This window comes from Paraburkholderia sp. RAU2J (assembly GCF_003634845.1).
In the GTDB taxonomy this organism is placed as follows: Bacteria; Pseudomonadota; Gammaproteobacteria; order Burkholderiales; family Burkholderiaceae; genus Paraburkholderia; species Paraburkholderia fynbosensis.
Genome location: NZ_RBXG01000004.1, coordinates 197531 through 223545, shown reverse-complemented (window position 1 = coordinate 223545; position 26015 = coordinate 197531). Strand labels below are relative to the sequence as shown.

19 protein-coding genes and 11 pseudogenes are annotated in these 26015 nt (G+C 58.7%); 6 read left to right on the top strand and 24 right to left on the bottom strand.

Features of this window, described 5'->3' with window-relative positions; translation table 11 throughout:
- Window positions 1–414: 414 nt before the first annotated feature.
- Entirely contained in the window at window positions 415–1440 is a 1026-nt protein-coding gene (locus B0G69_RS38790; protein WP_121325312.1) for an IS630 family transposase, read from the top strand.
- 119 nt (window positions 1441–1559) lie between these two features.
- Here B0G69_RS38790 and B0G69_RS38785 read toward each other — a convergent pair.
- The 4 genes and pseudogenes from B0G69_RS38785 to B0G69_RS38765 all read right to left on the bottom strand — a co-directional run.
- A pseudogene (locus B0G69_RS38785) lies at window positions 1560–2315 on the bottom strand (IS4 family transposase); the annotation flags it as partial.
- A gap of 73 nt (window positions 2316–2388) precedes the next feature.
- On the bottom strand, window positions 2389–3204 hold the full coding sequence (gene istB, locus B0G69_RS38780; RefSeq protein WP_121315180.1) for an IS21-like element helper ATPase IstB: 816 nt from the start codon (window positions 3202–3204) through the stop codon (window positions 2389–2391).
- Window positions 3201–4700 carry an IS21 family transposase gene (gene istA, locus B0G69_RS38775; protein WP_121315179.1) on the bottom strand — a complete coding sequence of 500 codons (1500 nt, stop codon included), beginning with the start codon at window positions 4698–4700 and terminating at the stop codon, window positions 3201–3203. The genes istB and istA overlap by 4 nt, the downstream gene beginning before the upstream one ends.
- Before the next feature lie 464 nt (window positions 4701–5164).
- Window positions 5165–6045 (bottom strand): annotated as a pseudogene (locus tag B0G69_RS38765) (IS5 family transposase); the annotation flags it as partial.
- A gap of 111 nt (window positions 6046–6156) precedes the next feature.
- Between B0G69_RS38765 and B0G69_RS38760 the strand changes: the two are divergent.
- Window positions 6157–6321: pseudogene (locus B0G69_RS38760) on the top strand (transposase); the annotation flags it as partial.
- A 205-nt stretch (window positions 6322–6526) separates the two neighbouring features.
- Here the strand turns inward: B0G69_RS38760 and nodU are convergent.
- From nodU to B0G69_RS38745, 3 genes are all read right to left on the bottom strand, one after another.
- A complete protein-coding gene (gene nodU, locus B0G69_RS38755) occupies window positions 6527–8248 on the bottom strand; it encodes a nodulation protein NodU (protein ID WP_121325311.1) in 1722 nt (573 codons plus the stop codon).
- 16 nt (window positions 8249–8264) lie between these two features.
- Window positions 8265–8894, bottom strand: coding sequence for a nodulation methyltransferase NodS (nodS, locus tag B0G69_RS38750; RefSeq protein ID WP_121325310.1), 630 nt, complete (start codon window positions 8892–8894; stop codon window positions 8265–8267).
- A 193-nt stretch (window positions 8895–9087) separates the two neighbouring features.
- Window positions 9088–11100, bottom strand: coding sequence for a carbamoyltransferase (locus B0G69_RS38745; RefSeq protein ID WP_121325309.1), 2013 nt, complete (start codon window positions 11098–11100; stop codon window positions 9088–9090).
- A gap of 490 nt (window positions 11101–11590) precedes the next feature.
- Here B0G69_RS38745 and B0G69_RS38730 point away from each other — a divergent pair, with 490 nt between their 5' ends.
- Complete coding sequence (locus B0G69_RS38730; RefSeq protein ID WP_121325308.1) at window positions 11591–12538, top strand: LysR family transcriptional regulator; 948 nt, start codon at window positions 11591–11593, stop codon at window positions 12536–12538.
- A gap of 59 nt (window positions 12539–12597) precedes the next feature.
- On the opposite strand, the pseudogene B0G69_RS38725 reads toward B0G69_RS38730, so the two are convergent.
- Window positions 12598–12768, bottom strand: a pseudogene (locus B0G69_RS38725) (IS3 family transposase); the annotation flags it as partial.
- Window positions 12769–12780: 12 nt separating this feature from the next.
- Here B0G69_RS38725 and B0G69_RS38720 point away from each other — a divergent pair.
- Window positions 12781–12957: pseudogene (locus B0G69_RS38720) on the top strand (nitrogen fixation protein NifQ); the annotation flags it as partial.
- 159 nt (window positions 12958–13116) lie between these two features.
- Here the strand turns inward: B0G69_RS38720 and B0G69_RS38715 are convergent.
- From B0G69_RS38715 to B0G69_RS40890, 14 genes and pseudogenes are all read right to left on the bottom strand, one after another.
- Window positions 13117–13602, bottom strand: coding sequence for a hypothetical protein (locus tag B0G69_RS38715; protein WP_121325307.1), 486 nt, complete (start codon window positions 13600–13602; stop codon window positions 13117–13119).
- Window positions 13603–13724: 122 nt separating this feature from the next.
- Entirely contained in the window at window positions 13725–13979 is a 255-nt protein-coding gene (locus B0G69_RS38710; RefSeq protein ID WP_121325306.1) for a ferredoxin family protein, read from the bottom strand.
- Window positions 13976–14750 (bottom strand): annotated as a pseudogene (locus B0G69_RS38705) (NAD(P)-binding protein). Before B0G69_RS38705 ends, B0G69_RS38710 begins: the two are co-directional and overlap by 4 nt.
- Window positions 14747–15870 (bottom strand): annotated as a pseudogene (locus B0G69_RS38700) (electron transfer flavoprotein subunit alpha/FixB family protein). Before B0G69_RS38700 ends, B0G69_RS38705 begins: the two co-directional pseudogenes overlap by 4 nt.
- Window positions 15867–16505 carry a nitrogen fixation protein FixA gene (locus tag B0G69_RS38695; RefSeq protein ID WP_347232546.1) on the bottom strand — a complete coding sequence of 213 codons (639 nt, stop codon included), beginning with the start codon at window positions 16503–16505 and terminating at the stop codon, window positions 15867–15869. The pseudogene B0G69_RS38700 and the gene B0G69_RS38695 overlap by 4 nt, the downstream one beginning before the upstream one ends.
- A gap of 95 nt (window positions 16506–16600) precedes the next feature.
- Window positions 16601–16645, bottom strand: a pseudogene (locus B0G69_RS43055) (hypothetical protein); the annotation flags it as partial.
- Between the two features lie 89 nt (window positions 16646–16734).
- Window positions 16735–17072 (bottom strand): annotated as a pseudogene (nifW, locus tag B0G69_RS38690) (nitrogenase stabilizing/protective protein NifW).
- A 42-nt stretch (window positions 17073–17114) separates the two neighbouring features.
- The gene (gene nifV / locus B0G69_RS38685) at window positions 17115–18251 is read right to left on the bottom strand and encodes a homocitrate synthase (protein WP_121325305.1); all 1137 of its coding nucleotides are present in this window, start codon (window positions 18249–18251) and stop codon (window positions 17115–17117) included.
- Window positions 18252–18393: 142 nt separating this feature from the next.
- Entirely contained in the window at window positions 18394–18831 is a 438-nt protein-coding gene (locus B0G69_RS38680; protein ID WP_121325304.1) for a glutamine synthetase, read from the bottom strand.
- A gap of 570 nt (window positions 18832–19401) precedes the next feature.
- Window positions 19402–20448, bottom strand: a complete 1047-nt coding sequence (gene nodC, locus B0G69_RS38675; RefSeq protein ID WP_199731511.1) for a chitooligosaccharide synthase NodC — start codon at window positions 20446–20448, stop codon at window positions 19402–19404.
- Window positions 20426–21118, bottom strand: coding sequence for a chitooligosaccharide deacetylase NodB (gene nodB / locus B0G69_RS38670; RefSeq protein ID WP_121325303.1), 693 nt, complete (start codon window positions 21116–21118; stop codon window positions 20426–20428). The genes nodC and nodB overlap by 23 nt, the downstream gene beginning before the upstream one ends.
- Entirely contained in the window at window positions 21115–21708 is a 594-nt protein-coding gene (locus B0G69_RS38665; RefSeq protein WP_121325643.1) for a NodA family N-acyltransferase, read from the bottom strand. Before B0G69_RS38665 ends, nodB begins: the two co-directional genes overlap by 4 nt.
- Before the next feature lie 35 nt (window positions 21709–21743).
- On the bottom strand, window positions 21744–22391 hold the full coding sequence (locus tag B0G69_RS40895) for a hypothetical protein (RefSeq protein WP_147440842.1): 648 nt from the start codon (window positions 22389–22391) through the stop codon (window positions 21744–21746).
- A gap of 115 nt (window positions 22392–22506) precedes the next feature.
- Window positions 22507–22749 (bottom strand): hypothetical protein, encoded by a 243-nt coding sequence (locus B0G69_RS40890; protein WP_147440841.1) that lies wholly within the window; start codon window positions 22747–22749, stop codon window positions 22507–22509.
- A gap of 142 nt (window positions 22750–22891) precedes the next feature.
- Between B0G69_RS40890 and B0G69_RS38655 the strand changes: the two genes are divergently transcribed.
- Window positions 22892–23839 (top strand): LysR family transcriptional regulator, encoded by a 948-nt coding sequence (locus tag B0G69_RS38655; RefSeq protein WP_121325301.1) that lies wholly within the window; start codon window positions 22892–22894, stop codon window positions 23837–23839.
- A 274-nt stretch (window positions 23840–24113) separates the two neighbouring features.
- On the opposite strand, the pseudogene B0G69_RS38650 reads toward B0G69_RS38655, so the two are convergent.
- Together B0G69_RS38650 and B0G69_RS38645 are read right to left on the bottom strand one after the other, a co-directional pair.
- Window positions 24114–24688, bottom strand: a pseudogene (locus tag B0G69_RS38650) (IS6 family transposase).
- Window positions 24689–24808: 120 nt separating this feature from the next.
- Window positions 24809–25156 (bottom strand): annotated as a pseudogene (locus B0G69_RS38645) (ATP-binding protein); the annotation flags it as partial.
- A 44-nt stretch (window positions 25157–25200) separates the two neighbouring features.
- Here B0G69_RS38645 and B0G69_RS38640 point away from each other — a divergent pair.
- Window positions 25201–26007 carry an IS5 family transposase gene (locus B0G69_RS38640; protein ID WP_121315303.1) on the top strand — a complete coding sequence of 269 codons (807 nt, stop codon included), beginning with the start codon at window positions 25201–25203 and terminating at the stop codon, window positions 26005–26007.
- Window positions 26008–26015 lie beyond the last annotated feature (8 nt).

Genomic DNA, 26015 nt, shown 5'->3' with positions numbered 1-26015 from the left:
TGGTGGGCGGGCGGCACCATCGAGGCAAGAGAAGGGCGCCTCTTCCCGCCCCATTCCGCTATTGGGCTCCCCGCGGACTCAATGACTGATCTCAACTTTTGACGGCCGCTCGCTCGTGTGTACTGAGATCCTTTCCACGGGCTTTGAAGTAGCATTCATGTAGCTTTCTGTCATCCGATATCTGCAGATCGGTCCCCGTTTGGCGTAGGCACTGCAGCGTTCGCATCGGTAATGTGGGTGAACTGGCGTGACGGACGTCGATATCCGCCCGTCGTATTCCTTCATACTATCCGCGGTCTCCCTGTGTACCTTTAATCTAGGTCAACTCTTCTTGGTTACTAACCAGTGCATAAATAAGCGAACATAAATCGACGCCATGGTCTAAGCTTTAAGGGGCTTAGGGAGAGAGGCGAGATGCGCGAGGACGACGGCCGGCAGCTTTCACATGCAACGCTTGAAGAGATCCGTATTCGGGCGGTCAAGCGCGTCGAAGCGGGCGAGTCGCCGGAGGACGTGATCCGCACGCTGGGATTCTCGAGGGCGCGTATTTACGAGTGGTTGGCGGCCTGGCGCGAAGGGGGCATCGAGGCGTTACGAGCCAAGGCAATCCCTGGTCGACCGATGAAGCTGTCGTCCGAGGCTATCCGCTTCGTCTATCAGACGGTCACAACGAAGAACCCCATGCAGATGAAGTTCGAGTTTGCATTGTGGACGCGAGACATGGTGCGGGAGTTGATTCGCGAACATTTCAACGTCAGGCTCTCCGAGGTGTCTGTCGGTCGACTGCTGCGCAAGCTCGGGCTTTCACCCCAGCGGCCGCTTGCGCGTGCTTACCAACGCGACCCTGAACTGGTCGAGTCATGGATGCGCGACGAATACCCGGCCATTGTCGGGCAGGCCAAACGCTGCGGGGCACAGATCTTCTTCGTCGACGAATCGACGGTGCGATCGGACTATCACAGCGGCACGACCTGGGCACCGGTCGGTCAAACACCGGTAGTTGAAGTCACTGGCGCGCGCTTCAAGGTGAACCTGATCTCAGCGATCAGCCCGCGTGGCCAACTTCGATTCATGTGTTTCGAAGGCAGCTTCAAGATCTCCGTGTACGTCGACTTCGTCAAACGGCTGATGCTCACCGCCGATGCGCCTGTCTTCCTGATTGCCGATGGTCATCCGGTACATCGTTGCAAAGCGATCCGGCAGCTTGCCGCGGAATCGAATGGGCGCCTTTGTCTGTTCTTCCTTCCTGCTTACTCGCCAGACCTGAACCTGGACGAGTTGGTATGGGGTTATCTCAAACATCACAAGATCGGCAAGCTCGCCATCAAAGGTCCCGGGCATCTCAAGCAGCGAGTTCGAGCGGTCCTGCGCTCGTTGCAGAAGATTCCAGCCTTGGTCCGATCCATGTTTCAACATCCGTCAGGCCGCTACGCGGCTTGACCCATGTCCGGTTACTTTGTTTCGGCTTAGGGCTAAGCTGAACAAGCCACTAAATCGGCGACGTGTCAGCGATTTGAACTTCGCTAGGTCATGAGACCGGGCTTAAGCCGTAATGCCGTTCAGTTAAGGTCTCTCTTCAGGAATCGAACGGTGTAACGGAAAGGTCTGGATTTGACGGCCCGGGCGCAAGTGCGCCCGGGCCGTTTTTCGTTGGGAAGCTGCTTGAGCCGCTCGCGCAAGCGAGTCAGCAGCATGGGAAGTTTGCCGTACGAGCGCGTCACGGCCGCCCATGTCATTTCATACTGGATGATATGGAAGGCCCGAATAAAGCTCAGATCCTCAGGCGCGTGCCCAGCATCAAGCGCGGCTTTGGCTATTTCCAGACGGATCAGGTTGTAGGCGACCAGGGCGCCCCAAAGCTCCTGGTAGACCCCTTGCACAGTCTGACTGCGAAGCGTCAGCTCCATGCCCAGCATCGACTGCTTCAATTCATGGTAGCTGGTCTCGATCTGCCAGCGACGCCCGTAGCACGCCACGATGTCGGCCGCCTTGAACCGCCGTCGATCGGTCAGGGACGTCAGCAAGATCCGTTGCCTGCCGCGGACATCGACGGCAAGCACCGCGCGAGCTTCCCAGAATTGGGGTAGTTGCGGGCATTTCGTTCGTGCCTGCGGCGAAACGCGCATGCGCACGATCTGGTCCCCTTCGTGCCCCCTCACCACCTCCCAACGCGTATTGGACCTGGCCGGGATGATGAAATGCCGGTTCTCGCCACCCGAGACCAGGTTGCATAGCAACTGGGCCGACAGGAACCCCTTGTCGAACACGGTAATGGAGTTATCTGGCACGCGCGGGATAAGCTCACGCGCCCAGATCTGGACAGCGTCAAGCAGGAAGTCCGGTTTACCGACAAACATCTTGGCCGGTCGGTCGAGATGTTTGTCGCTGTCAATTGGACATGGTTGTCGCTCCGTTCGGATTGTCAGCGGGTAATTGACGGCGCCGCTCCTTCTGTTTGTCGCTGGCTTTGCGGCGTCGATAGCTTTCAACATTCAGTTCGAAGATCGTCGAGTGATGCACAAGCCGGTCAATGGCCGCCACTGTCATGCCGGGGTCCGGGAAGACGTCATTCCAGCCTGAGAACGGCTGGTTGGCTGTTATCAGAAGACTTTTCCGCTCATACCTCTCGGCGATCAGCTCGAACAGCACGCTGGTTTCGGCCTGGTCTTTCCTCACATACGACAGATCATCGAGGATGATCAGGTCGAAGCGGTCAAGCTTCGCGAGCGCCGAAGGCAGTTGCAGACTCTGGCGCGCGACCTGGAGCTTCTGCACGATTTCGCCGGTGCGCGTGAACAAGACGCGATAGCCGGCGTCGATTAACGCATGGCCGATGGCGGACCCCAAGTGACTTTTTCCGCCGCCGGGTGGACCAAACAGGAGGATCGTGGCGCCTTTCTCAAGCCACGAATCGCCGGTGGCCAGCGCCATCACATGCGCCTTCGAGACCATCGGCACAACGCCGAAGTCGAAGGTGGCGAGCGTCTTGGTCGGATCCAGATGTGACTCGGTTCGATGACGCTCGATTCTCCGTTTGGCCCGCTCGGCGAGTTCATGTTCGAGCAATGCGCCGAGTAAGCGCGACGCCTGCCAGCTTTCCTTGTCCGAGCGTTCAGCGAAGTCCGGCCACAACCGGCTGATCGTGGGCAGCCGCAATTCGTTGAGCATCAGCGCGATACGGCCAGCATCGTAGGCGGCGTTCATGCGAGCAGCTCCTCATCGAGCAACGTGTCATAAAGCGCGGCAGACGGCATCTCGACGACAACCATCGGACACTCGGCCTGGCGCGGCGCCAACTCATCGAACAGCGCCCTCAGATCGGGTAGTTCACCGAGTTCGAGCAATGCATCGAGCCTCTCGGCGAGTTGCGCCTCGACGCCGTGGTTTCCTGCCAGCTCAAGCAGGCCGACCATGGTCTTGCATGCGCTGCGCGGCGTCAGCGCCTGCTCCAGTCGCTCCCAGGTCCGACGGTAGGCTTCACGCGGAAACAGATCGTCACGGAACGCGAGGCCCCGGAAGGCCTGCGGCTTGCGTTTGAGCGAATCGATGAAGTGCCGGTAGTCGATGCCGCGACCGCGCCGTTTGCTCGTGTGTGTGGCTCTCGCCGTGCTGTGCACGAGCGCGCCGGACAGATAGCAATCGAGCCGGTCACTGTAGAGGCGTACCTTCAGGCGATGACCGATCAGCCGCGACGGAGCGCTGTACAGGACGCAACGCACGGTGAACGTGCCGCAGCGTGTCACGCGCGCCTCTTCTTCGTCGAAGTCGGTGGTACGGTGCTCAGGTAGATCCAGCAGGTGTTCGCGCTCGATCTGGAACGCTGCAGCATTACGCCGGTTGCGGCGCATCACCACCCCGCGCACGAACTCGTCGTACGCGCCCCGGTCCGCGAAGTCGCGGTGACCTCGCAGCTCCAGGGCCTGATCGATCTGATCCTTCAGATAGCGATGCGAGGATTCGACACTGCCATTCTCATGACCCATGCCACGATTGTTGCGCGTGCCTTGCATCCCGTAGTGCTCGAGTAGCGCCGCATAGCGAGCTGTGAAGTCTTCCTCTTCCTGCAGGTTCCTGAAGGCCGCCGACAGACTGTCGGAGCGGTGTTCGCGCGGGCACCCGCCGGCCTGCCACAGCGCGTTCTGCAATCCCGTCGCGAGCGCCTGGAAGCTCTCTCCGCCATCGACCACACTGGCGTATTCCCAGCGCGAGAACGCCAGCACAAAGTGATACAGCAGGTGGTTAAACGGAACGCCGCCAATCGTCACGCACAGCTTGTCCATGTGGGTGAAGTCCGACAGGCCTCGCGCGCCTGGCTGATACGTTTGAGGGAAGAACACTTCCCGGTTCGGCCCTTCGAGCGCGCGCCACTGGCTGACATGCCGCTCAAACGTGCGACGCATGCTGTCGGGAAAGCGCTCGGGATGGTCTTCCTGCAATTTGCGCAGCAGCGTGATCGCCTTCAGCTTTGGGGCACTGTGCAGCAATGGGACGACTTCGGCTTCCCATACGTCGGCAAATGGATCAGGACGCGAGCGCCAGTAGCGCCGGGGCTGCTGCGACGGAAGCCCGGCTTCACGTTCGACGCGGCGCGCCGTGCGCTCGCTCATGCCCGACTTCGCTGCGGCGACCTTCTGTGGATGAAGTTTGCGCTGGTTCATGTAGAGGCGGACCTGTTGGTCGGTGATGCGGGTTCCAGACATGGGCTGACCGCCTCTTTTTAGATTCAGTCAGCCATCCTAGACCTCGCCGACCCGGCGCCGCCGGCAGCTCGTCGTCTGCGGCGGCTACGCCGCCTCCGACTCCTCACTACCGGCCAAGATGAATGTCGCTACACCGGACGCAATCATTGTCGCCCTCCACCCAGATCATCTCATTGATGTAGTCAGGACCGAAGCTGGCATCGCGCACCAGACGCGTCGCAATGGTGGTGAGCGTGACTGCGCGCAATTGGGGATAGCTGCCCACCCGGTCATGAGTGGCGGCTGAGGCGCCAAAGTGCTTGCGGTTGGCGGCACTGTCGGCGGTTTGCAGCGTGGTGCCATCCATCGCGAACAGCGCGAAGCCCTTGAAGAGATACTTCGCCTGATCCTGCGCGACCCAGTTCCTGGCCGATTCGTGAAACAGCCACGCCAGAGGAGCGGCGCCGGTGCGCTGCCGCGCCTGGGCGATGGCGCACCTTGGTAAATCCCCACAGTCGCTTCACGACGGCGAAGACATGCTCCACCCGGGCGCGAATCTTCGACTTGTTGCGATTCTTGCCGCGCTGCACCTCGTCAACTTCGCCTCCCGCACGGCGCGTGCGCTGATTGGTAAAGTCGCGCGCCCTGGGCGCCTTACTGTGGATCAGTTCCTTCTGGCTCGCATAGGCGCTGTCGCCGTAGACGCGCCGCTCCTGGCCGTGCAGTAATCGCGGTAGTGGATGCTTGTCGTGCACATTGGCCGGCGTGAGCACCGCGCTGTGCGCCAGGCCGCTCTGGCTGTCCACACCGATGTGCAGCTTTGCACCGAAGTACCATTGCCTGCCCTTGCGGGTCTGGTGCATCTCGGGGTCGCGCGCCTTCTGTTCATTCTTTGTCGAGCTCGGCGCGCCGATGATCGTGGCGTCCACAATGGTGCCGCTCTTGAGCTTCAGGCCGCTGGCCTGCAGCATCCGGCCGACCTCGGCGAACAACTGCTCGCCCAGTTTGTGCGTCTCCAGCAGGCGCCGGAATTTGAGCAGCGTCGTCGCGTCCGGCACGGCTTCGCAGCCCAGATCAATCCCCACAAAGCGACGCAGGCTGGCGCTGTCGTAGAGCGCTTCTTCGCAAGCGAAGTCGGTCAGATTGAACCAGTGTTGTACGAAGTGGATCCGCAACATGCGCTCCAGACCAATCGGCGGGCGGCCATTGCCGCGCTTCGGATAATGCGGCTCGATCACCGCGCACAGCTGCGCCCATGGCACGATCGCATTCATCGTGTCGAGAAACTCGTCGCGCCGCGTGCGTTTGCGGTGCGTCTCGAAACCCGCACTTGATCGGCTGCCATCGCCAGCGTCTGCTGCTTCATCCTGTTCTGCCTGCCTCTTTAAACACGATCTCTATAACGCATGAAGTACCAACTCGGTGGACTTGATCAGCATTGCCCTAAGGCGCGCGCGCCAGTTCTCGACCCTACAAGACCCAGACCCGCCAGACCAATGGTTTCATCGAGGCCATCAACGGCTTGTTTCAAGCTGCCAAGCGCAAGGCTCGCGGTGACACGCGCTTCACGACGATGCGCACCGTCCTCTTTCTCATCGCCGGCAAGCTGGATTTGTCCAGCTTCAACCCGCACGCCCCGTGAGCCCCATTACCCACAGCATTTTGAAGAAGATGCCAAGTTTCCGAGGATGGCATCGAGGTTCCGCGGGTCGATGAGCAACCTCCGCCAGGGATAAGTGCTTGCGAAAATCGAGCCAGGGGCGGCCTGCTGACCGCCTTCGGACCGTAGCGATAGAGCGAGCTGCCGGGACAATTGACTGCGTCGTACTGACCACTGAGCTGCAACGTCAGCAATCTTCGAACGGCGACGTAGCGAAAAGTGTTTCGTCGACTGACGGCGACAGACCAGTCCTGGTCAGTAACAAACCATCGCACCACACGCGTTCGACGCGTCCCCACGCACAGGCTGAAGCAGCGTCCGGGAAGAAACCTCGTCCGTGATAGTTGGCGCTCGTGTTGCAGAGCAACGGAATACCCGTCAGTTTTTCGTATTCGACCAGAAGTTGCGCCACCGGATGCTCGGAAGTTCTTGAAATGGTCTGCAATCGGGCAGATCCGTCGAGATGCACGACGGCAGGGATTTTTTCTCGCCATTCCGCGCGCGTCTGATGATCGAACAACATATAGGGATCAGGGCTCCCCGGGCTAAAAATGGTCGGCGCACGATCCTCAAGGCAAATTGGCGCCACGGGACGGAAGTGCTCTCGAAACTTGATGTCGTTGAGATGATCCTTCATTGTGGGCAAAGTCGCGGCGGCCAGAATGCTTCTGCCCCCCAATGCTCGTGGTCCGAGCTCGGCTCGGCCGGCAAGGAAAACGACGGGCTCGCTACTGGCGAGTATGCTGGCGAGTTCTGCAATGGAGCAAGTAGACGCCGTCCATCCGGGCGGTACTTGGCAACCTTTTAAGGCCGGTCCGCTATATACCGACCACTCCAGCGGCACGAAGCCCTTCTCGGCTGCCAGCGCGCAACAAGCGGCGCCAATCGCAGACCCGCTATCGTTGGGAAACGGCGGCACCCAGATTGCGTCGAACAAACCGCTCGCGCGCAGGGCGCTGTTCCATTTGATATTGAGTCCGCATCCGCCGGCGATGCACAAATTTTTCGGCCCCGCAATCGAGTGGCGCTGCAGCGCGATACCCATTTCATGAACGAGAAGACGCTCGAGGAATACATGGAACGAGGCGAGTACGTCTTCGGGCGGCTTGGCTTCCAGTCGCAGCGCGCTTGCTTCGAAGAACTCTCCTACAGCCGCTAGTGACGCGTCCGCGCTGTGGATGTTCTCGCGATAAGCTTGCGCACACTCCGTGTCGCCAGCAAAGCGTGCCTGATAAAGCCCGCGAAATACCTCAACGATATCTTCGTCAACGGAGCCCAGCGCGATGTAAGCCATCAGCTTGCCGGCCACACCCAGATCCCACCGGGCGCCGCCCGGCTTCTTATAAGGACCAAAGTGATGACCCGCCGCAGCGTAGATGTGACCTATCACGGGGAACAGGCAGTCAACATGGCGGGCGTGGTGGCGTTCTACATGATAGAGGCGTGGGACGATGCCACCATCCCACACCAAACAGAATGCAGGTTGCCCGCTTTGGGCAAAGGGACTGGTGCAGTACGCGGAGGCCACATGGCCTGACACGTGAGGATAGCTTTTATAAGGAAAGGACTGGCCGCCGACAAGCAGTCCGGAGCCGTCGAGCGAAGCGAGAAGATCATCGGCTCGGCGTTCGGCATAAGGAGCCCCTTTCAGGCTGACGGGAATCGACCCACTGAGGACGCGAAACTGCGACTCGACTACTCCGTCCCAGCCGTCGATGACAAACTGGTCGATATCGTGCGCACGGAAACCATGCTCGGCCAATGCGATCGCGATCGCGTCGAGGTCGTCGATCGCTTGATACCGCGGATTGTTGTCTCGCTTTTCCTGCTCCACGCAAAAAACCAGTTTTCCATCCTCGACAAGGGCGATCGCTCCGTCGTGCGTCAATTTGATCCCACAGATGCGCATAATAATGTCTCCCGGCCTAACGCTGGTAAGTTGGTCCACACGAAGGCGAAGCGGCGTTCCGAAAACAGGCGAGCAGGCAGTCTTCATTCAACGACTGACCGACGCACCTGAAACGATCGATTTCAACCAGCTCTTCTTCCAGGATGGCTATGACCGTCTCGGCTCCGGCAATGTGGCCCCATCGCCGGCAATTGGCGTCACGTGCCGATCCGAAAACCAGCTGTCCACCGGGCGCAAGCATCCGTGCTAAATTGCGGACAGCCGCGCGCACCTCGGCGCTGCCGTCGAGGTAATAGAGAACCTCCGCCACCACGACCAGATCGAACTGTTGCTCAGTCGAAAAATGCTGGACATCGGAGACGATCCAATTGATGTTCGGTGGGTCCATCATCCGTTCGCGTGTCCTAGCAATTGCGCGTGGCACGATATCGATCACGGTGAGCCGTTGGCAGTGCGGTGCCAATTTTTCCGTGAAGGCTCCGCCTGCGCATCCGACTTCGAGCGCATTTTTGACGGATCCCTGCGAAAGTGCCATCCGAAGCATTTGCCTGTGGCGCTCGTGCTCAAAGGGATTGCTGTCGAGCCGCCATGGATCGTCTGCGTCCAATTCCCGACGCAGCAATTCGAAGTTCGTTTGATGTGTCAATTCCGCCTACCTTTTATGGTGCGCCGCTGCAAGTGTCCGGACCTTGGGCCGGGACTGGTGCTCCGTTGGAAACCGGAGTGTTGGTACAAGAACTGCACGGCGGCCAAACGCTATTGTTTAACGTTCTAGAAAAATAGCTCGCGAGCGCTGTTACCTAGTTTCAGATCTTCAGCCACTCATTGGAAGGGCGTCGTTACCGTGACAACGCCCGTGAGGGATGTAGCCGAACCCGACGCTGTTCCCACAATCCGCGCAGCTCCTTGACGAGGGCTTCACGTCGAGTCTGCTCAGGCGTAATCGTATCGAGAAGATGTCCGAGCACGGCTTCGCCTTCGATCAGCATCAGCAGATCGAACAACTCATGTGAAATACGCACACTGTCACAGTTGGAGCCGCCGGTGCGAATTTCGCACACCGTCTCCTGACGATCCCGCGCCGTGTGAGCGCGGACTCGATAGAGCGATGCATAGGGCGGCAGTGAAACCGCGAGCGCAGTCCAATGTTCCTGCGTTGCGAGCCGCTTTTTGACGAGGAACGGCCCGACCACAAGTCCATCCAGCTCTGTCGTCAGAAATGTGGCAATTGCGTCTGCAACCGAATCTACGATCGGCTCAGCGTTGTTATTAAAGGAAGTATTGAGCAGAATTGGGATTCCTGTCCGCTTCTTGAACGCATTAATAACCTCCCAGTAGGCGGGATTGGTCTTGCGCGATACTGTTTGCAGCCGCGCTGTACCGTCAATGTGCGTGATGGCGCCGAGCAAGGCACGCTTGGAGTCGCGCACGCGAACTACAAAATTCATAAAAGGGAATTCGCGGGTGCCCTCTGGGAGGTCAAAAAATTCGCGCGCATCGTCCTCGAGCACTGATGGCGCGAACGGTCGGTAACCCTCACGCTTTTTGACCATGGCGTTGATCCGGTCCTTGTTTGCCACCGGCCTGGGATCGGCAAGAATGCTGCGGTTGCCAAGCGCGCGTGGCCCGAACTCCGAACGACCCTGCACCCAGCCGATCACGGCGCCATTGGCCATCCAGTCCGCTGCTCTGCCTGCCACGTCATCACTGCGTTCAACGTCGAGGTGTCCGGCCCACGCATCCAATTCTTGTTCCACGACCAGATCGCTCCCCAGATCGGGCCCCCAATAAACCTCCTGCAATCGCTCACGCGGCGCGGGCCGACCGAAGTCGTTTGACATCATAAGGGCAGCGCCTAATGCGCAACCGGCGTCATGCGCTGCGGGCTGCACGAAAATGTCTTCAAAAAGTCCCGAATACAGCAGCTTACCGTTCATGGTGCAGTTATGAGCTACTCCTCCGGCTATACACAGCCGCTTCATACCGGTGACATCGCGATGATGGCGGAGAATGTGAAACACGATCCGCTCCAGCGCTTCCTGCAATGACGCACCCACATCTCGATGCTGCTGTGTGAATGGCATTCCCTTTCGCCGGACCTCGATGCTGCGGAGCAACGTCGGACCGATGCGGTCCAGGTAGACGCGGTACTCACCGTTGGCGGTCAGTTGATAGAATTGCTCGAAGAGCCCGCGATAGGGAGCGGGATCCCCATAAGGTGCAAGCCCCATGACCTTGTATTCGTCGAACAAGCCGTAACCGAGATACCGGATTGTTTCGAGATAAAACAGCCCTAGAGAATTATGCTCTGCGAAAGTCGCGAGTTGCGTAATTTCGGTTCCAGATCCGAGCGCCAAGAGCCCCGAGAGGAAATCACCGCCGCCATCGACCGCGAGGATCAGACTTTGCTGGAATCCAGACATCGCAAACGCGCTCACGGCATGCGCCAGATGGTGACTCACGAATGAGACTCGCGAAGGATCGACCTCGGTACCGAATTCCCGCATTAGTAAGTTACGCAGAAACAGCTTGGCATCCACCGGAATGGAGATGTTCGGCTGGGACAGGAACAGGCGTTCGAGCATGACGTTGCAATAGGCCTCGGTAGCGTAAAACGCGATATGGTCGATATCGCTGAGCTGAATCCCTGCGGATGCGAGGCAGTATTGAATTGAACTGCTCGGGAACTTGTTAGAGTGCTTGATCCGGTTGAGGCGCTCCTCTTCGACGGCCGCTATTACGCGTCCGTCCCGGACAAGCACCGCAGCGCCGTCGTGCAGAAATGTGTTCGGCAGTTCGAGTGAATTTTCATGAACTTTGTCTAGCCCGCCGCTCACTCCTAAGCACAGCATGTCTCTCTCCTTCATCGTGGTAGGAAGGCCCTATTGGCAAGACTCGAACCCCTACCACCTAAGTAAGGTAGGATATCGCTCGCCGCTGGGAACACCGGTCAGACGTCACCAGCCCCAAAGAATCTCGCCGCAATTCATGAAAATTCTGTACCGTTTGGTCCAGGGGTTGCGTTTCTTGGCGCTGAAGGATGGCGCGACCAGAAAGCTGAAGCGCTGGAACCCCGAGGAAATCCCCAATCTCTGCCAAACATGCGGCGGGTTCGCGAGGAGGCTCCCGATGCATGTGATTGATCGACAACTGCTGCAACGTCATTTCCTCGGCTTCGCTCAGTTTTACGACACACTTCATCCGCTACCCCCGGCACCACGAAGGCGCCAGCAAGTTGCGAAAATGAAATGGATCTACCAGGAACACTATCCTCCATGCCGTACAATTCGTAAAATCGATTGTTTTGATGGAACACATCTACATTATGGATAACTTGGGATCATGCGTTTCAAGGGCCTCGATCTGAATCTCCTCGTCGCGCTCGATGCGCTGATGACCGAGCGTAATCTCACCGCGGCGGCACGCAGCATCAACCTGAGCCAGCCGGCCATGAGCGCGGCCGTCGCCCGGCTACGCGCCTATTTCTGCGATGAACTATTTGCGATGAGGGGCCGGGAACTTGTCCCAACGCCGCGTGCAGAAGGGCTCGCTGCTCCAATCCGCGAGGCTCTGGTGCACATCCAGCTCTCCGTTATTTCCCGGGACGTCTTCAACCCAGCCGAATCGGATCGCCGCTTCAGGATCATCCTTTCCGATTTCATGGCAGTCGTATTTTTTCGAAAGATCGTGGAGCGTATTGCACGGGAAGCCCCCGCCGTCGGCTTCGAAATGCTGCCACTTGCCGATGATCCCGATGAGGTTCTCCGGCGCGGCGAAGCCGATTTTCTTATCTTGCCGGAATTGCTCATGTCGAGCGCGCACCCTAAAGCGAAGCTGTTCGAGGAGACGCTCGTGTGCGTAGGCTGCCGCACGAACAAGCACCTATCAGGGCAGCTTACATTCGAGAGATACATGTCGATGGGGCACGTTGTGGTCAAGTTCGGGCGTACGCGGCAGCCCTCCATCGAGGAGTGGTTTTTGCTTGAGCACGGTCTCAAGAGACGGGACAAGGTCATCGTGCCGAGCTTTAGCATGATCCCGCCCATGCTATTAAACACTGACCGTATAGGGACGATGCCCTTAAGGCTGGTCAAGCATTTCGAAAAAACGATGCCTCTGCGGATCGTCGAACTTCCGCTGCCACTTCCCGCATTCACCGAGGCCGTCCAATGGTCTGCCCTTCACAACAGTGATCCGGCAAGCAACTGGATGCGGGAGATAATATTGCAGGAGGCGTCACGCATGGTTGCTCCACGTGAGACCACGCGAAGATCAATCCACCCAAGTTAGGAAATGGGATTTTTTCAGCAAGGTTTTTGCGGCATGGATTTGTGGGGTTTCGAGGGTTTTGTGGCGATATAACGTGTATCGCCACACCAGGCCTCATTCGGCGCGGTGACGGCAAACGCCTGATCGAGCAGGTTCGGCGCGACCGGCAAGCCGTGTGTCAATCTGGTCGTTGCCTTGAATTTGCGTTTCTGGTTGCAACGCAACCCCTGCTTGCGACGCAGTCTCTTTATCGGATGTACGCCGAATTATCGGCACCGCTGGGCTACCGGTCTCCACGGCTCGCTGAAAAAAACGTCCACGGCATGAAGTGGAAAAAATTCCTCTGCAAGCATGTGTGCGAGCGCGAGGCGTTGATTATCTGCAAGGCTTCAAACTGCGGCGATTGTGCCGATTTCACGGATTGCTTCGGGCCAGAATGAAGGTCTGGCTGTCTAGGTAGCCCAGCGTGCGCGCCCGCGCGAAGTGTGCGGTGAGCGTCGGCTTTGACTACTGAAACGATCGCCATGAACTGCAATGGAGTTCTGCCATCGCCATGCCGGGACATATTGTCAATCTGTCAGTTGATCTTCCGGCGGCGATTATCGGGACCCGGACTGTGCGAGCAAGGCTTCCACGACGTCCAAGCCTATGCAATCGATCGGGTCCAGCCTGCGCAGCTTGGCGATCAGCTTCAGTGCAACGACGCGCTCACCGCGCCGCACGCTGATGAACGCGAGCGCCTTCAGTGTGAAGAGCCAGAAGCGGCCCGGACCAGGAATGGTGAAGTCGGTGTCGCCCGGCTGTACCGCACACCAGTCGCTGTCGAGCGACGCTTGCCGGGCGGCGACCGCCAAAGCCTTGGTCGCGACCTCCTGCGCCTCGCCAAGTTCACCCCGGTTCGCATGAAACTTATACAGCAGATAGTAGGGTGGCAGGCAGCGCGGGTACGACAGGACCGCAGTCCACAACGCGGCGGCCACATCGTCATTGCTGCCGCCGCGGGTTCTCTCGATCAGCTGTAGCACGGGGGAGGGAACGTTGCCGCCGAAGAGATCGGTCGATTCGATACCAGTAATGAGATTCATCAGTTTGCTCCGATATGGTGAGGCGTCCGGCCGCTTTTGCGGCGCTCAGAAGCCGATGTGACGATGGATGTGTTTGTCTACCCGAACTTGAACTGGATGCGATGCCCGCCGCGCGGAGACGCCTATTCGAGGTTGTGATGGTCCGTGCACAGAATGCGGCAACTACCGCATTCCAGGCAGCCACCGGTAATCAGCGTGACCGAGCCGTTGCTCTCCTTCCGATAACAGGAGGCCGGGCACACGAACGTGCAGCTTTTTTCGGCAAAGTCGTTGGTGCAGACTTCAACGTTTTTGATGTGGACGTGCGGCCGCCCGACGTCCACGCGATAGCGGTTCTGAAACAGCTTTTCCTCGATATTGACAATGACCGTTTTCATCGGAAGGCTCTCCAGAATTTGTATGCGTCGCCGACCAGCCGGTCAGCGAGCGATTTTTGCGGAAACTGACCATGACATCGTGCTGTTTGGTCTTCTTGTCGACGCCATCTGCCGTAATCACGGTGCGGGCCGCTTGAGCGACGAGATCAGGGTATGTTGTAAAGAACTGTAGATTGCGGTGCGGAATTTCTGGCATGTCGCGGTACTTGTGCAAATCCTTCATCACGAAGCTCTTGTCGAGCGCGGCCTTGTATGCCGACAGCACGTTAGGGCGGTAGCCGCGGCAGCCGGCTGCATTTGCGGCTATCGCCGTCTCGGCGGTGAGGCGTCCTGTGGTCATGGCGAGGTTGGAATCTTCGCGATGCGCAGCGTTGACGAAGCCGCCCGAGTTACCGATGATCATCCAGCCATTGCTATACGCTTAGAGAACCACTTGTCGAACTGCGCGCGGATGATCGTATAGCGGTTATACGGCGGCTTGTTGTAGTCGTCGCTGCGTACGTGTGTGCCCACGAACGAAGTATCGTCGAGCATCCACATGCGCTGCTCGATGATATGGCGCTCGAGTGGCGCGTGGTCACGAAAGTCCGGAATGATCTGTTCCAGCGCGTCGGCGTAGAGGATTGCGCCTTGAACGTTCTCGCTGCCGGGATATTCGCCGCGCTCGATCTGAAGCACTTTCAGTCCGCTCCTGGCCATAACGTAGGCTGCAGCGTTGCCGGACGGTCCGGCGCCCACGACGATCGCATCGAATTGCGAGCGCTCTCTCATCTAACTCTCCTTATGTGCGGTATTTGCCGCAGCGCCAGGTGTTCCTTACTGGTGTGCGTCAACGCCGGCAGCAGTTGCAGTGCGTCCCCGACAATGCCGTAGCGCACGTAGTCGAAAATCGGTGCGGTCTGGTCGGTGTTGATTGCGACGATTACGTCCGAGCTTTCCATGCCGACGCGATGCTGGATCGCGCCGGAGATGCCGGCTGCGATGTAGAGTTTTGGTCGCACGGTTTTTCCAGTCTGCCCGACCTGGCGGTCGGGCTCGACCCACCCCGCCTGCACGCACGGGCGGGCTGCGCCAGCTTCGCCACCGAGTACCCGCGCCAGATCGAATACGAGCTTGAAGTTCTCCGGATTCTTCAGTCCTTTGCCGCCGCTAACGATCACGTCCGCGTAGGAGAGGCTGATCTGGTTGCTTTTCGCATCGGCGATGAAGACGAGCAATTTGGTCACAATATCGGCCTCGATGATCCCAAGCGCCTCCTGCACGATCTCTCCGCCGCGGCCTTGGCCTGCGGCATCGCCATGCCCCGTGGACGCACTGTCGCCATCTGCGGGCGGTATGCGAGCGTCATGATCGTATAGAGCAGCGAGCCGCCGAAAGTCGGCCGTGTGGCCGACAGTGCGCGCGAGGCCGGGTCAATGGTCAACTCAGTGCAGTCGGCGGGGAGGCCGCTCAAGAGCGTCGTTGCGACAGATCCGGCGAGATCCCGGCCCATCGAGGTTGCACCGAGCAGCAGAATCTCGGGGCGGTACTTGTTGACCAGGTCGGTCAGCCCCTTCGTGAACGGTTCGTCGCGATGGCCGAGCGACACAGGGTCGTGATTCACATACGCTTTGTCCGAGCGGAAACTGAACGCCTCACTGGCAAACCGCTCAGGCGGCTCGTCGGTACCGCCGAGCACGGCCATAGCGACACGACTGCCGAGTTTGTCGGCGAGCTTGCGCGCCTCACCGAGCAGCTCCCACGACACGCTAAGTACGTGGCCGCGGTCGTGCTCGAGAAAGACCCAGACGCCCTGGTAGGCTTTCAGATGTTCAGGCAGATCGAGGTTACGGCCGGCGGCCCGTTTGACCGGCGCGGCCGGCTTCTTTTCCGAGGCAGCGGGCGAGTTCATGAGGCCCTCTTCATCAACAGGTCCGCCTCCAATGTCGGATGGCGAGCGAGTATCTTGTGCACGAGTTTCAGCGACACGTCGCGCAGGCTGGACGCGTCCAATTCGAGCATCTCGGCCTTTTCGTCGCGCGGCGTCGGCGCGAACACTTTGCTGACCACGGTAGGTGAACCTTTCAGCCCGATCTTGCTCACGTCCTCAATGCCGGCCCGCTCGCGATTCCATTTGCGCACCGGGAAACCTGCCGCGTGGATCATCGCGGGCAGTGTCGCGAAGCGCAGCTCGTTCTTATTCTCGAGCATCGTCACGAGGCAGGGCAGTGCGGTTTTCAATACTTGCACACCGCCTTCGGCGCGGCGCTCGACTACGATCGTGCGCGCGTCGAGGTCAGTCTCGACGATCCGGGATACATACGTGAGCAACTGGACGCCCAATCGGCTCGCGATGCCGGGGCCGACCTGGGCAGTGTCGCCATCGATGGTCTGCTTGCCGGTGAAGATGATGTCCACTGCCTGTGCATTTGCAATCTGCCGGATTGCAGAGGCGAGTGCATACGATGTCGCGAGCGTGTCTGCGCCAGCGAAAGCGCGATCGGTGACGAGTACAGTACGGCGTCGTCCGCGCCGTAGCTGATGCATTTGTGCAGCGCGTCCTCGGCCTGCGGCGGTCCCATGGAGAGTATCGTGACCGTTCCGCCGAAGCGGTCCTTTAGCCGCAACGCTTCCTCCAGCGAGAACAGGTCGTACGGGTTCACGATCGCCGGAACACCTTGGCGCATGACGGTGTTCGTGACAGGGTGAACCCGGATCTGCGCGGAATCCGGGACCTGCTTGATGCAGACGACAATATGCATTGAGGTACTCCAGGTCAGGCGCCGCCGCGTGCCGGCAGCGACGCACGCAGCTCGTAAGCTGGGACGAGCCGCCGTCCGACCGCTTCCTGAAAAACTTTGAAGACCTTTTGCTCCGCGGGCGTGAATACAACGAAGTCGTTGTAGGCCTTCTGCAGTAAGCATCGATAGACGGCGAGTACGGCCGTCGCGTTGTTACGCGGCAGTTCTTTCTGTCGCTCGATATACTGAAAGAAGCGCTTGAGGATGTGCAGGCGGCTACGTTCACCACCTTCTCGTCGAATGCGATGTCGAAGAATCGCAGGAAATCCTCGGCCGACGACAGGTGACGCAGTTGTTCGATAACTTCTTGCATGTCGTTACTTCTATTGGACAAGTTTGGCCGCCATAACCACACTCACGACACCTTCACCCGCGTGCTGTGGGCTTGGGTCAGGAAGCGGCGCAAATCGCTTGCATTCGGTGCCTGCTTGTGCTGCGTGACGAAAGAGCGGATGCGCGCATGCACGAGCGGGATGAGCCGCTCCGACACCTTCACGCCTAGAGAGTCGTAGGCCTCACGCACACTTTGAGATCCAGAATGTTTTCCGAGTATCGTCGACCGTTGCCGGCCGAGCTCTGCCGGATCGAATCCCTCGTAGGTCGTGGGGTGCTTCGCGAGGCCGTCGGTGTGAATGCCCGACTCGTGAGTAAAGATGCTCCGACCGATGATGCTCTTGTTGAAGGAAACTGCGCGGCCCGAGGCTTGTTCGACCAGCGACGAAATGTCGGGCAGCGCTCTGGTGTCGACGCCAGTGTCTCGTCGCAGCAGGTGCCGCACGCCCATCACGACTTCTTCCAGCGCTGCATTGCCGGCGCGCTCACCCAACCCGTTGACGGTAGTGCTGGCATGGTTCGCGCCGGCCCCAAGGGCGGCCAGTGTGTTGGCTGTGGCGAGCCCGAAGTCGTCGCGCGCATGGATTTCGATCTCCAGATCGACGGCAACGCGCAGCGCTGCAATGGCGTAGAAGGTCTTAAAGGGGTCTAGGACTCCGACAGTGTCGGCAAAGCGCACGCGCTGGGCGCCGTGCTGCTGCGCGCATTGAGCCACTTCTATGAGAAATGAGGGATCCGCGCGCGAGGCGTCTTCCATGCCGAGGGAAATCCTGGGATGGTTTTTCGCTGCCTCGTCGACGACGCGTGCGATCTGCGCCAGTACCCAACTGCGCGACTGCCGCAGCTTGTGTTGCAAATGAATATCCGAAACGGGAACCGAGAGATGAACGATATCGGCATCGCAGCGCAATGCCGCGGTGAGATCCTCGTCGGTGAGGCGCCCCCAAACCATCAGGCGGGCGTCGAGGTTCAGGTCGACGATTGCAGCGATGCACGCCATTTCGTCTTCACCCATGGCAGGAGTTCCGATTTCGAGTTCGGCCACGCCGGCTTGCGACAGTGCGGCGGCGATTGCGCATTTTTCCTCAGTGCGAAACGCGACGCCGGCGGTCTGCTCGCCGTCGCGAAGCGTCGTGTCATTGATGATCGGATTGAGCATGTCAGGTCTCTTGAGTTGTCGCCGATGGATTGCAAGCGTTGTGCCAAGCGAGCATCTACGGTCGGAGCACAATTTGCGGGATGTTGACCGGCACAATGTCGGGTTTTGGCGGTGCATTGTCCGATTGTTCGTGTCGCGAATGTTACGTTCCGGACAATGCGGCCGCGCTGGAGGTGGCTCGATCGGTTCCATCCGCTAGCGGACAGAATGTCGAACTGATGTCGGTGGCGTCCCGCAGCGTTTTCGGAATTTCTGGTAGCTCGGCATCCCGAGAAGCGTCGCCGACAAGCGGGTCTGGCAATTCCAGCTTCTCGTCGATGCCCGTAAGACCCGCCGCGATCAGGGCCGCAAAAGCGAGATACGGGTTCAGACCCGCACCGCCAATGCGGCACTCCACGCGGACGGCGTCCGAGCCTTCGCCGTAAAGGCGGAAACCGACCGTCCGATTGTCTTGGCTCCATGCGACCTTGGTCGGCGCGAACGTACCGATCTGGAATCGCTTGTAGGAGTTGATGTGGGGCGCTAGAAAGAGGGTGATGTCCTTCAAATATTTCAGCAGGCCCCCAAGGTAATGGTGCATCAGATTGAGACGTTTATATGCGGATGCGGTACGTACGCTTTGCCGCGCGGCAACGTTTCACAGGGGAATCTTCCTGTCCGTGCAAAATCTGGCGGCGGGCGAGTGCCGAGCTGCTTGCGGTAAGGCTCAGTAGCTCTCAGTTTTCACGGAGTCGACGGATGCACAAATCGTTAGTCGGTAAGGGATTTTAGAAACCAACTGCTAGATTCTCAAAGGAAAGCACGATCGTCTCTAGATGCTCTGGGAGTGCAGTGGAAGTAAGCCCGCTGGAGTACTATGGGTTTTCCAGACACATTTCTTCAAAGGAGCACGCAAAATGGGTGCGACTGACACGGCCCTCCCATAGCATCTAAGATAAGTGGCGTGCACGATCACTCGTCGCTACAAACGCCGTCATATGCAACCACCAACGTCGAAGAACCGCGCGTAAGATCCGCTCTGCGAAGCGCCATCGCAATTACCGAAAATTCTGTAGCGTTCGGTCCCTCCTTCGGGTTTCCGGTGGCGGCCTGTTTCCACCCCCGTGTGGTACGTTGGCAGCAGCGCTCCGTGACAGCCAATCGCTATTGCTCAATCTACATAGAAAGATGCGATTATCAGGGCAGTCCACCACGGCACTGTCGCTGTCAATGCGAGCTGCGCGAGCCCCGCTAGAACCGATAAGGCGAGAAATAGCGAGCCCAGATTCTGGCCGATCACGTCCAGCGTAAGGTAGCGAGCGAGGTTAGGCAGCAGGCGCAGCGAAAGCAACGTGTCCCGATAAGTACTGCGCGCCCAGCGCAGTTGTTGGCGCAGATACGCCCCGAGTCTGTCCGGAACGACTGTCGCCGCAATGGCGTCCGGAACGTACTCGGTCCGAAAACCTGCCGTCAGCATGAGAATCGTTAGATGACGGTCCTCGCCGAAGTCGCTCGGTTTCCCGCGAAAAAGTTGCGTCTCGTACTGATCTAGCAGCAAAAGGAGCGCGGACCGGCGGTACATAGCACACGGATCGCAGCAGCACGTAACGGCACCGAAGCGAGCCTGTGCCGCGCGCTCTTCGTTGCAAGCCAGCCAGTACTCCATATCGATCAACCCGATCAACCAGGTGTCGCTCCGGTTGCTAGCGGTCAACTGACCCATGGCCGCGCCGATCGCTGGATTTTGCATTTTCAATGCAAGCTTCGTGACCACGTCTGAGCCGATTATCGTGTCCGAGTCGACGTTAAGCACCAAATCTCCAAACGAGCGGCGTATCGCGGCGATCTGTGCCTTGCGCTTTCCCATATTTTGGGGACGCGTAATGAAGTTGAATCTGGGGGCGCACGTGTAGGCATCGTATACCGGCCTCACGGCGTCCAGATTTGCAGAACCATCATCAACCACATAGACCCGCAGTTTTCCGGCGTAGTCCTGGTTTGCAATGGACTCCAGGCATGCCGAGAGCGTGCGTGGGTCCTCATTGAAGCAGGGAACGATGACATCCACGCCCGGCAGAGTGTCGGAGTCGATCAGGCCGTCCGACAGCGATGACACGTTTGTCGGCTGAGCATAAAGCGCCTGCGTGCTTTTATAGACTGTCGAGGGCAGCGCATAAAACGAGACGGCGACAGTGCTAGTTGCGGCAAGCATGTTCATAGGGTATCTGGTTCGTCCGGTGAGGTTGAGGAAGCGATCGGATTGCAAACCCCCGGTCATGCAATGCTGGAATCATGAGGGAAAGCGCCATGAGGGTCTGCTCGCGCAGACCAGCGTGAGTGCATCGTCCCAACTCATCGGGAGGGCATCCGTCGTGCAAGAGCACAATTGCGCCAGGCCGGACAGAGGCCAGCACTGCGCTGACAATCGCGTCCACGCCGGGACGAGACCAGTCTCGCGGGTCTACCGACCAGTGGAGGGGCGCCAGACCAGCGCTCGCTGACGTAGTGAGCACTGCTTCGGTCCACATGCCATACGGGGCACGCATATACCGCAGCGAAGCATGCGAGCCCGCCATCCTGATGACCCTGCTTGCCGTTAGTATTTCCTGTTGTACTTCGGTGGGTTCGCATCTGGACAGGTCCGGATGAGGCATCGTGTGGTTTGCGACCTCGTGCCCTTCTGCGATCATCCGTCGGATCAGCTTCGGCTGATCCGCTGCGTACGCGCCGATAACGCAGAAAGTCGCTGGCACCCGGTGTTCCGCCAGCACATTGAGGACGTCCGGTGTGCAAAATGGATTAGGGTCGTCGTCAAACGTCAAATAAACGCTGCGACGTCCGGTGGTGTCAGCGCACTCGCTGAGCGCTTCCGATAAGCAGTGCCTCACAGCTCTGGCCCGTTCCGGTCAATTATCGTTCCGGTCGGCCAATCGCTCATTGACCGTCCAATCGGTAAGACGACAATGAGTACGTCCTCGATGCGCGTGGGCGGCGTGTCGAGATGCACTTCTCGAAGGGTCGACCTCACGCGAACTCCAGACACAATAGTCGCCAGACCGGGGCGGCCGAGCAGCCTTGCAATATGTTGCCGCAACGCGTGTCGAACCGTGCCGAAGCCGAATGGAACGTCAAGTTCCTGCAACACGGGATACATCACGCGCATTAAATGAGGGATTCCGAGTCCCTCAAGATCCGGACGTACCGCGTACAATCCTAGTTCGGCCACTAGTAGATCGACTGCGCCAACCTTGATGAAACGACGCAGTGCGCCGATATGAGCCGCTACGCCGCGCGCGTCGTAGCCGATTGCACGGACCTCTGGCCTCGCACCAGCCCAACTGTGATTGCCTTCGAATGGTTTTGCATTAAATGCCCCGGTCGGCCCGTAGGTCTTTCGGAAGAACTCGGACAGTTCGATGTGGTCGGCGAGTTGCAACTCATTTTCCCAAACCAGCCTCCACCGCACCTGAGAGCGCATGGAGAGAGGTCCTCTAGCTGTGGACACGGCCAAATTCACGACTGCCTCCTATGCGCCGTCCGGCCTTTGAGGGTGGACCTGACGCGCGCGAAGGACTTGCTGAGAAAGCGGTTCGATTTCAAGAAATCATCTGCACTCTGGAACAGTTCTGGGATGAAGCCCGAAGAAAAGAGCATTTCCGTCAACGCTTCACGGACCGATCGAACCTCATCGACGATGGAGAGTACATCGAGTGCGCGTGCCTTTCGTACCAGATCTACCAAAGACTCCCCCCGCATCTTCCGCACGATCTGACCGCGATTGACACGAGATCCATTTGGCCGGGTCGCTGAAGCATTTGGCACCTGCAATCGGCTGCTCCCGATTCGTCGCGAAGCCAAGGCGAAGTCGAGGGTTGCCTCAACTGTACGAAGATAAGCGGCCGATATAGAAAGGCTTTGGAGAACTTTGCGAAGGTTTGCCTGTAGTAAGCGCCTACGCGACCTGCCAGACGCTTGTCGCGTCGTGTCGGCGCGATGCAGCTCGCCCATGCCGCCGTAGGCCGTGGCCGCATTGGACATGTGCCTCGGTGGATGCTCGACGTACACCTGAGGATTTTTCTCGAAGTCAGGGCAAAGATCGACAACCATCTTGATATGCCTAAATTCTATTTCTCCGGCCCGACGTTTTGTTAGAGCATTCATGAGAGCGTCCACGAGAAATTGACTTGAAATTTGGTGCCGTATCCGCCAAGAAAGTTCAGCGAGTTCGGCATCGGCGTTTCCTTCGTGCAGGTGATGAAGCGTCGCCAGTGGTGCTTCATGTTCCCACCGTTATGGCCGCCCGTCGGGCCGTACACGCCGCTGTTGCGCCATGCGTGAGCCAGTCACATACCGACTGACCGCTCACGCGGAGTTGCTCGGCGGTGAGCTTACGCTTGGTCCTGTGTCCGAGCAGCGACAGGGCCGCCGCTCGCGTGCGCGTGTTCCGATGCATGTGATTGATCGACAACTGCTGCAACGTCATTTCCTCGGCTTCGCTCAGTTCTACGACACACTTCATCCGCTACCACCGGCACGACGAAGGCGCCAGAAGGTTTCCGAAATTGAAATGGATTTACCCTGAACACTATCCTCCATGCCGTACAATTCGTAAAATCGATTGTTTTGATGGAACACATCTACATTATGGATAACTTGGGATCATGCGTTTCAAGGGCCTCGATCTGAATCTCCTCGTCGCGCTCGATGCGCTGATGACCGAGCGTAATCTCACCGCGGCGGCACGCAGCATCAACCTGAGCCAGCCGGCCATGAGCGCGGCTGTCGCCCGGCTACGCGCCTATTTCTGCGATGAACTATTTACGATGAGGGGCCGGGAATTTGTCCCAACACCGCGTGCAGAAGGGCTCGCCGCTCCAATCCGCGAGGCTCTGGTGCACATCCAGCTCTCCGTTATTTCCCGGGACGTCTTCAACCCGGCCAAATCGGATCGCCGCTTCAGGATCATCCTTTCCGATTTCATGGCAGTCGTATTTTTTCGAAAGATCGTGGAGCGTATTGCACGGGAAGCTCCCGCCATCGGCTTCGAATTGCTGCCACTTGCCGATGACCCCGATGAGGTTCTCCGGCGCGGCGAAGCCGATTTTCTTATCTTGCCGGAATTGTTCATGTCGAGCGCGCATCCTAAAGCGAAGCTGTTCGAGGAGACACTCGTGTGCGTAGGCTGCCGCACGAACAAGCAGCTATCAGGGCAGCTTACATTCGAGAAATACATGTCGATGGGGCACGTTTCGGTCAGGTTCGGACGTACGCGGCGGCCCTCCATCGAGGAGTGGTTTTTGCTTGAGCACGGTCTCAAGAGACGGGACGAGGTCATCGTGCAGAGCTTTAGCATGATCCCGCCCATGCTATTAAACACTGACCGTATAGGGACGATGCCCTTAAGGCTGGCCAAGCATTTCGAAAAAACGATGCCTCTGCGGATCGTCGAGCTTCCGCTGCCACTTCCCGCATTCACCGAGGCCATCCAATGGTCTGCCCTTCACAGCAGTGATCCGGCAAGCAACTGGATGCGGGAGATAATATTGCAGGAGGCGGCACGCATGGTTGCTCCGCGTGAGACCACGCGAAGACCGATCCACCCAGGTTAGAAAATGCGATCTTTCAGCAAGGTTTTTGCGGCATGAATTTGTGGGGTTTCGAAGGTTTTGTGGCGATATAACGTATATCGCCACACCAGGCCTGATTCGGCGCGGTGACGGCAAACGCCTGATCGAGCAGGTTCGGCACGACCGGCAAGCCGTGTGTCAATTTGGTGGTTGTGTCGCAGTAAGACGGGAGGGACGAGAAATGCGATATCCAAAGGCTACCTTATGAAACGAACTGCTGCGCAGCGGACAGCGGGACTTTACCCCGGCATTTCATCTACCCTTTCTTGATCATGTGCATGGTCTCAATGCCACTGAGAATAACGCGAGCGCAGTCAAAGTCCTTGAACCCTGCATCGGTCGAGTGATGCGTTTGATGGCCCGATGGTCCTGTTCCACGATGTTGTTCAAGTACTTGATCTGACGAACCCTGATGGGCATCTCGCGCTCGGCATTCACCGCATGAAGCGCTGCCAGATTGGAACCGCTCTTGTCGATGGTCACTGTCTCGGGCGAGCCGTTCTGACCGATTGCCTTTTCAAAAAACCGCCGGGCAGCAGCCTTGTCCCGCTTGGCTCTAAACAGAAAGTCGATGGTGTTGCCCGCCTTGTCCACGGCGCGATAAAGATATTTCCACGAGCCTTTGACCTTGATATAACTTTCATCCATGCGCCAACTCCTGCCCACCGGGCGCTTGTGCTTGCGAAATGTCTTTTCGAACAAAGGCACTCACTTGATGACCCAACGATGCACTGTTGAATGATCCACGCCAATGGCGCGCTCAGCCATCATCTCCTCAAGATTCCGAAGACTTAGCGAATAGGCCACACACCACCGCACGCACAACAACATCACGTCCAGCGGATAGTGCAACCGCTGCAGCACCTTGGCAACCCGGACGGTCAGTTGAAACTCCCCCACTTATGGTCGCGCAAATTCCCCCACCCTGTGCAGCAGGACTAAGGGTTTTATTTAGCTGGTTTTCGTTTTTCTCGCAAGCGTTTCAGCGGCCTCTTTAAGGCGATAGCTGCGACCATCGAACTCGAGCAGGTGGCAGTGATGCATGAGCCGGTCGAGGATCGTGGTGCTCATCGTGTTGTCGCCCAGGTATGCGCCCCAATCCTGCACAACGCGGTTGGATGTGACGACAACGCTGCGATGCAGTTTGTAGCGTTGATGGATCAGCGTTTGCAGCAGCGCGCCAGCGGCGTCGGGGATCGTACGCGACAGGAACAGGTCGTCCAGCACGAGCAGATCGCTTTCGAGGATGGCTCGCAGCCGGGCTTCGCGCTGGGCAGTCGGGCTCAGCGCGTACCGGTTAGAGGGTGTTAGGCACTTTTTGTCGGACCTGGTATCCTGGTGGGATGAAAAAACGCACGCCTTACCCAACGGATGTATCGGATGAAGAGTGGTACTTCGCCGCTCCGTACCTGACCTTGATGAACAAGGACGCACCGCAGCGCCGCTACGAACTGCGCGAGATGTTCAACGCGCTGCGCTGGATCGTACGCGCGGGTGCACCGTGGCGTTTGTTGCCCAATGACTTTCCACCTTGGGAACTGGTCTACCAGCAGACGCAACGCTGGATTCAGGCCGGCTGTTTCGAGGCCATGGTGAATGACCTGCGTTCGATCATCCGGATCGCCCAGAAGCGTCGTGGTCAACCCAGCGCGGTCATTCTCGATGGGCGGACCCTGCAGTCGACCTGCGAGAGTGGACCTCGCGCCGGTTACGACGGCTACAAACGCAAACGTGGCAGCAAGGTCCACATGGCGGTTGATACCTTGGGGCAATTGCTTGCTGTGCGTGTTACGCCGGCCAACGAACAGGAACGTGCGCAGGTCGGAGAACTGGCGCGTCAGGTTCAGCAGGCCACGGGCCAGACGGTGAAGGTGGCGTTCGCCGATCAGGGATATACCGGCGAAGAGCCTGCGCAGGCAGCACTCGACGAAGGGATCGAGCTTCAGGTAATCAAGCTGTCGGAGGCGAAAAAGGGCTTCGTGCTGTTGCCGCGCCGCTGGGTGGTCGAGCGCAGCTTCGGCTGGCTCAACCGCTTCCGCCGGCTGGCCAGAGACTACGAGCGATTGCCCGAAACCTTGGCTGGTTTGCACTTCGTCGTATTCTCCGTGCTTATGCTTGTCCACTTTGCAGCCCTTAACAAAAGTGCCTAACACCCTCT

What these genes read in the sequence shown, in the direction of transcription:
- B0G69_RS38695 (WP_347232546.1), bottom strand. Translation starts at nt 16,505, where the DNA reads ATGCATCAGCTACGGCGCGGACGACGCCGTACTGTACTCGTCACCGAT.
- B0G69_RS38730 (WP_121325308.1), top strand. Translation starts at nt 11,591, where the DNA reads ATGCGTTTCAAGGGCCTCGATCTGAATCTCCTCGTCGCGCTCGATGCG.
- nodC (WP_199731511.1), bottom strand. Translation starts at nt 20,448, where the DNA reads ATGAACATGCTTGCCGCAACTAGCACTGTCGCCGTCTCGTTTTATGCG.
- B0G69_RS40895 (WP_147440842.1), bottom strand. Translation starts at nt 22,391, where the DNA reads ATGAATGCTCTAACAAAACGTCGGGCCGGAGAAATAGAATTTAGGCAT.
- B0G69_RS40890 (WP_147440841.1), bottom strand. Translation starts at nt 22,749, where the DNA reads ATGAAGTGTGTCGTAGAACTGAGCGAAGCCGAGGAAATGACGTTGCAG.
- nifV (WP_121325305.1), bottom strand. Translation starts at nt 18,251, where the DNA reads ATGCTCAATCCGATCATCAATGACACGACGCTTCGCGACGGCGAGCAG.
- B0G69_RS38790 (WP_121325312.1), top strand. Translation starts at nt 415, where the DNA reads ATGCGCGAGGACGACGGCCGGCAGCTTTCACATGCAACGCTTGAAGAG.
- B0G69_RS38715 (WP_121325307.1), bottom strand. Translation starts at nt 13,602, where the DNA reads ATGAATCTCATTACTGGTATCGAATCGACCGATCTCTTCGGCGGCAAC.
- istA (WP_121315179.1), bottom strand. Translation starts at nt 4,700, where the DNA reads ATGTCTGGAACCCGCATCACCGACCAACAGGTCCGCCTCTACATGAAC.
- nodU (WP_121325311.1), bottom strand. Translation starts at nt 8,248, where the DNA reads ATGCGCATCTGTGGGATCAAATTGACGCACGACGGAGCGATCGCCCTT.
- B0G69_RS38710 (WP_121325306.1), bottom strand. Translation starts at nt 13,979, where the DNA reads ATGAAAACGGTCATTGTCAATATCGAGGAAAAGCTGTTTCAGAACCGC.
- B0G69_RS38745 (WP_121325309.1), bottom strand. Translation starts at nt 11,100, where the DNA reads ATGCTGTGCTTAGGAGTGAGCGGCGGGCTAGACAAAGTTCATGAAAAT.
- B0G69_RS38655 (WP_121325301.1), top strand. Translation starts at nt 22,892, where the DNA reads ATGCGTTTCAAGGGCCTCGATCTGAATCTCCTCGTCGCGCTCGATGCG.
- B0G69_RS38665 (WP_121325643.1), bottom strand. Translation starts at nt 21,708, where the DNA reads ATGCGCTCTCAGGTGCGGTGGAGGCTGGTTTGGGAAAATGAGTTGCAA.
- B0G69_RS38680 (WP_121325304.1), bottom strand. Translation starts at nt 18,831, where the DNA reads ATGCACCATTACCTTGGGGGCCTGCTGAAATATTTGAAGGACATCACC.
- istB (WP_121315180.1), bottom strand. Translation starts at nt 3,204, where the DNA reads ATGAACGCCGCCTACGATGCTGGCCGTATCGCGCTGATGCTCAACGAA.
- B0G69_RS38640 (WP_121315303.1), top strand. Translation starts at nt 25,201, where the DNA reads ATGAAAAAACGCACGCCTTACCCAACGGATGTATCGGATGAAGAGTGG.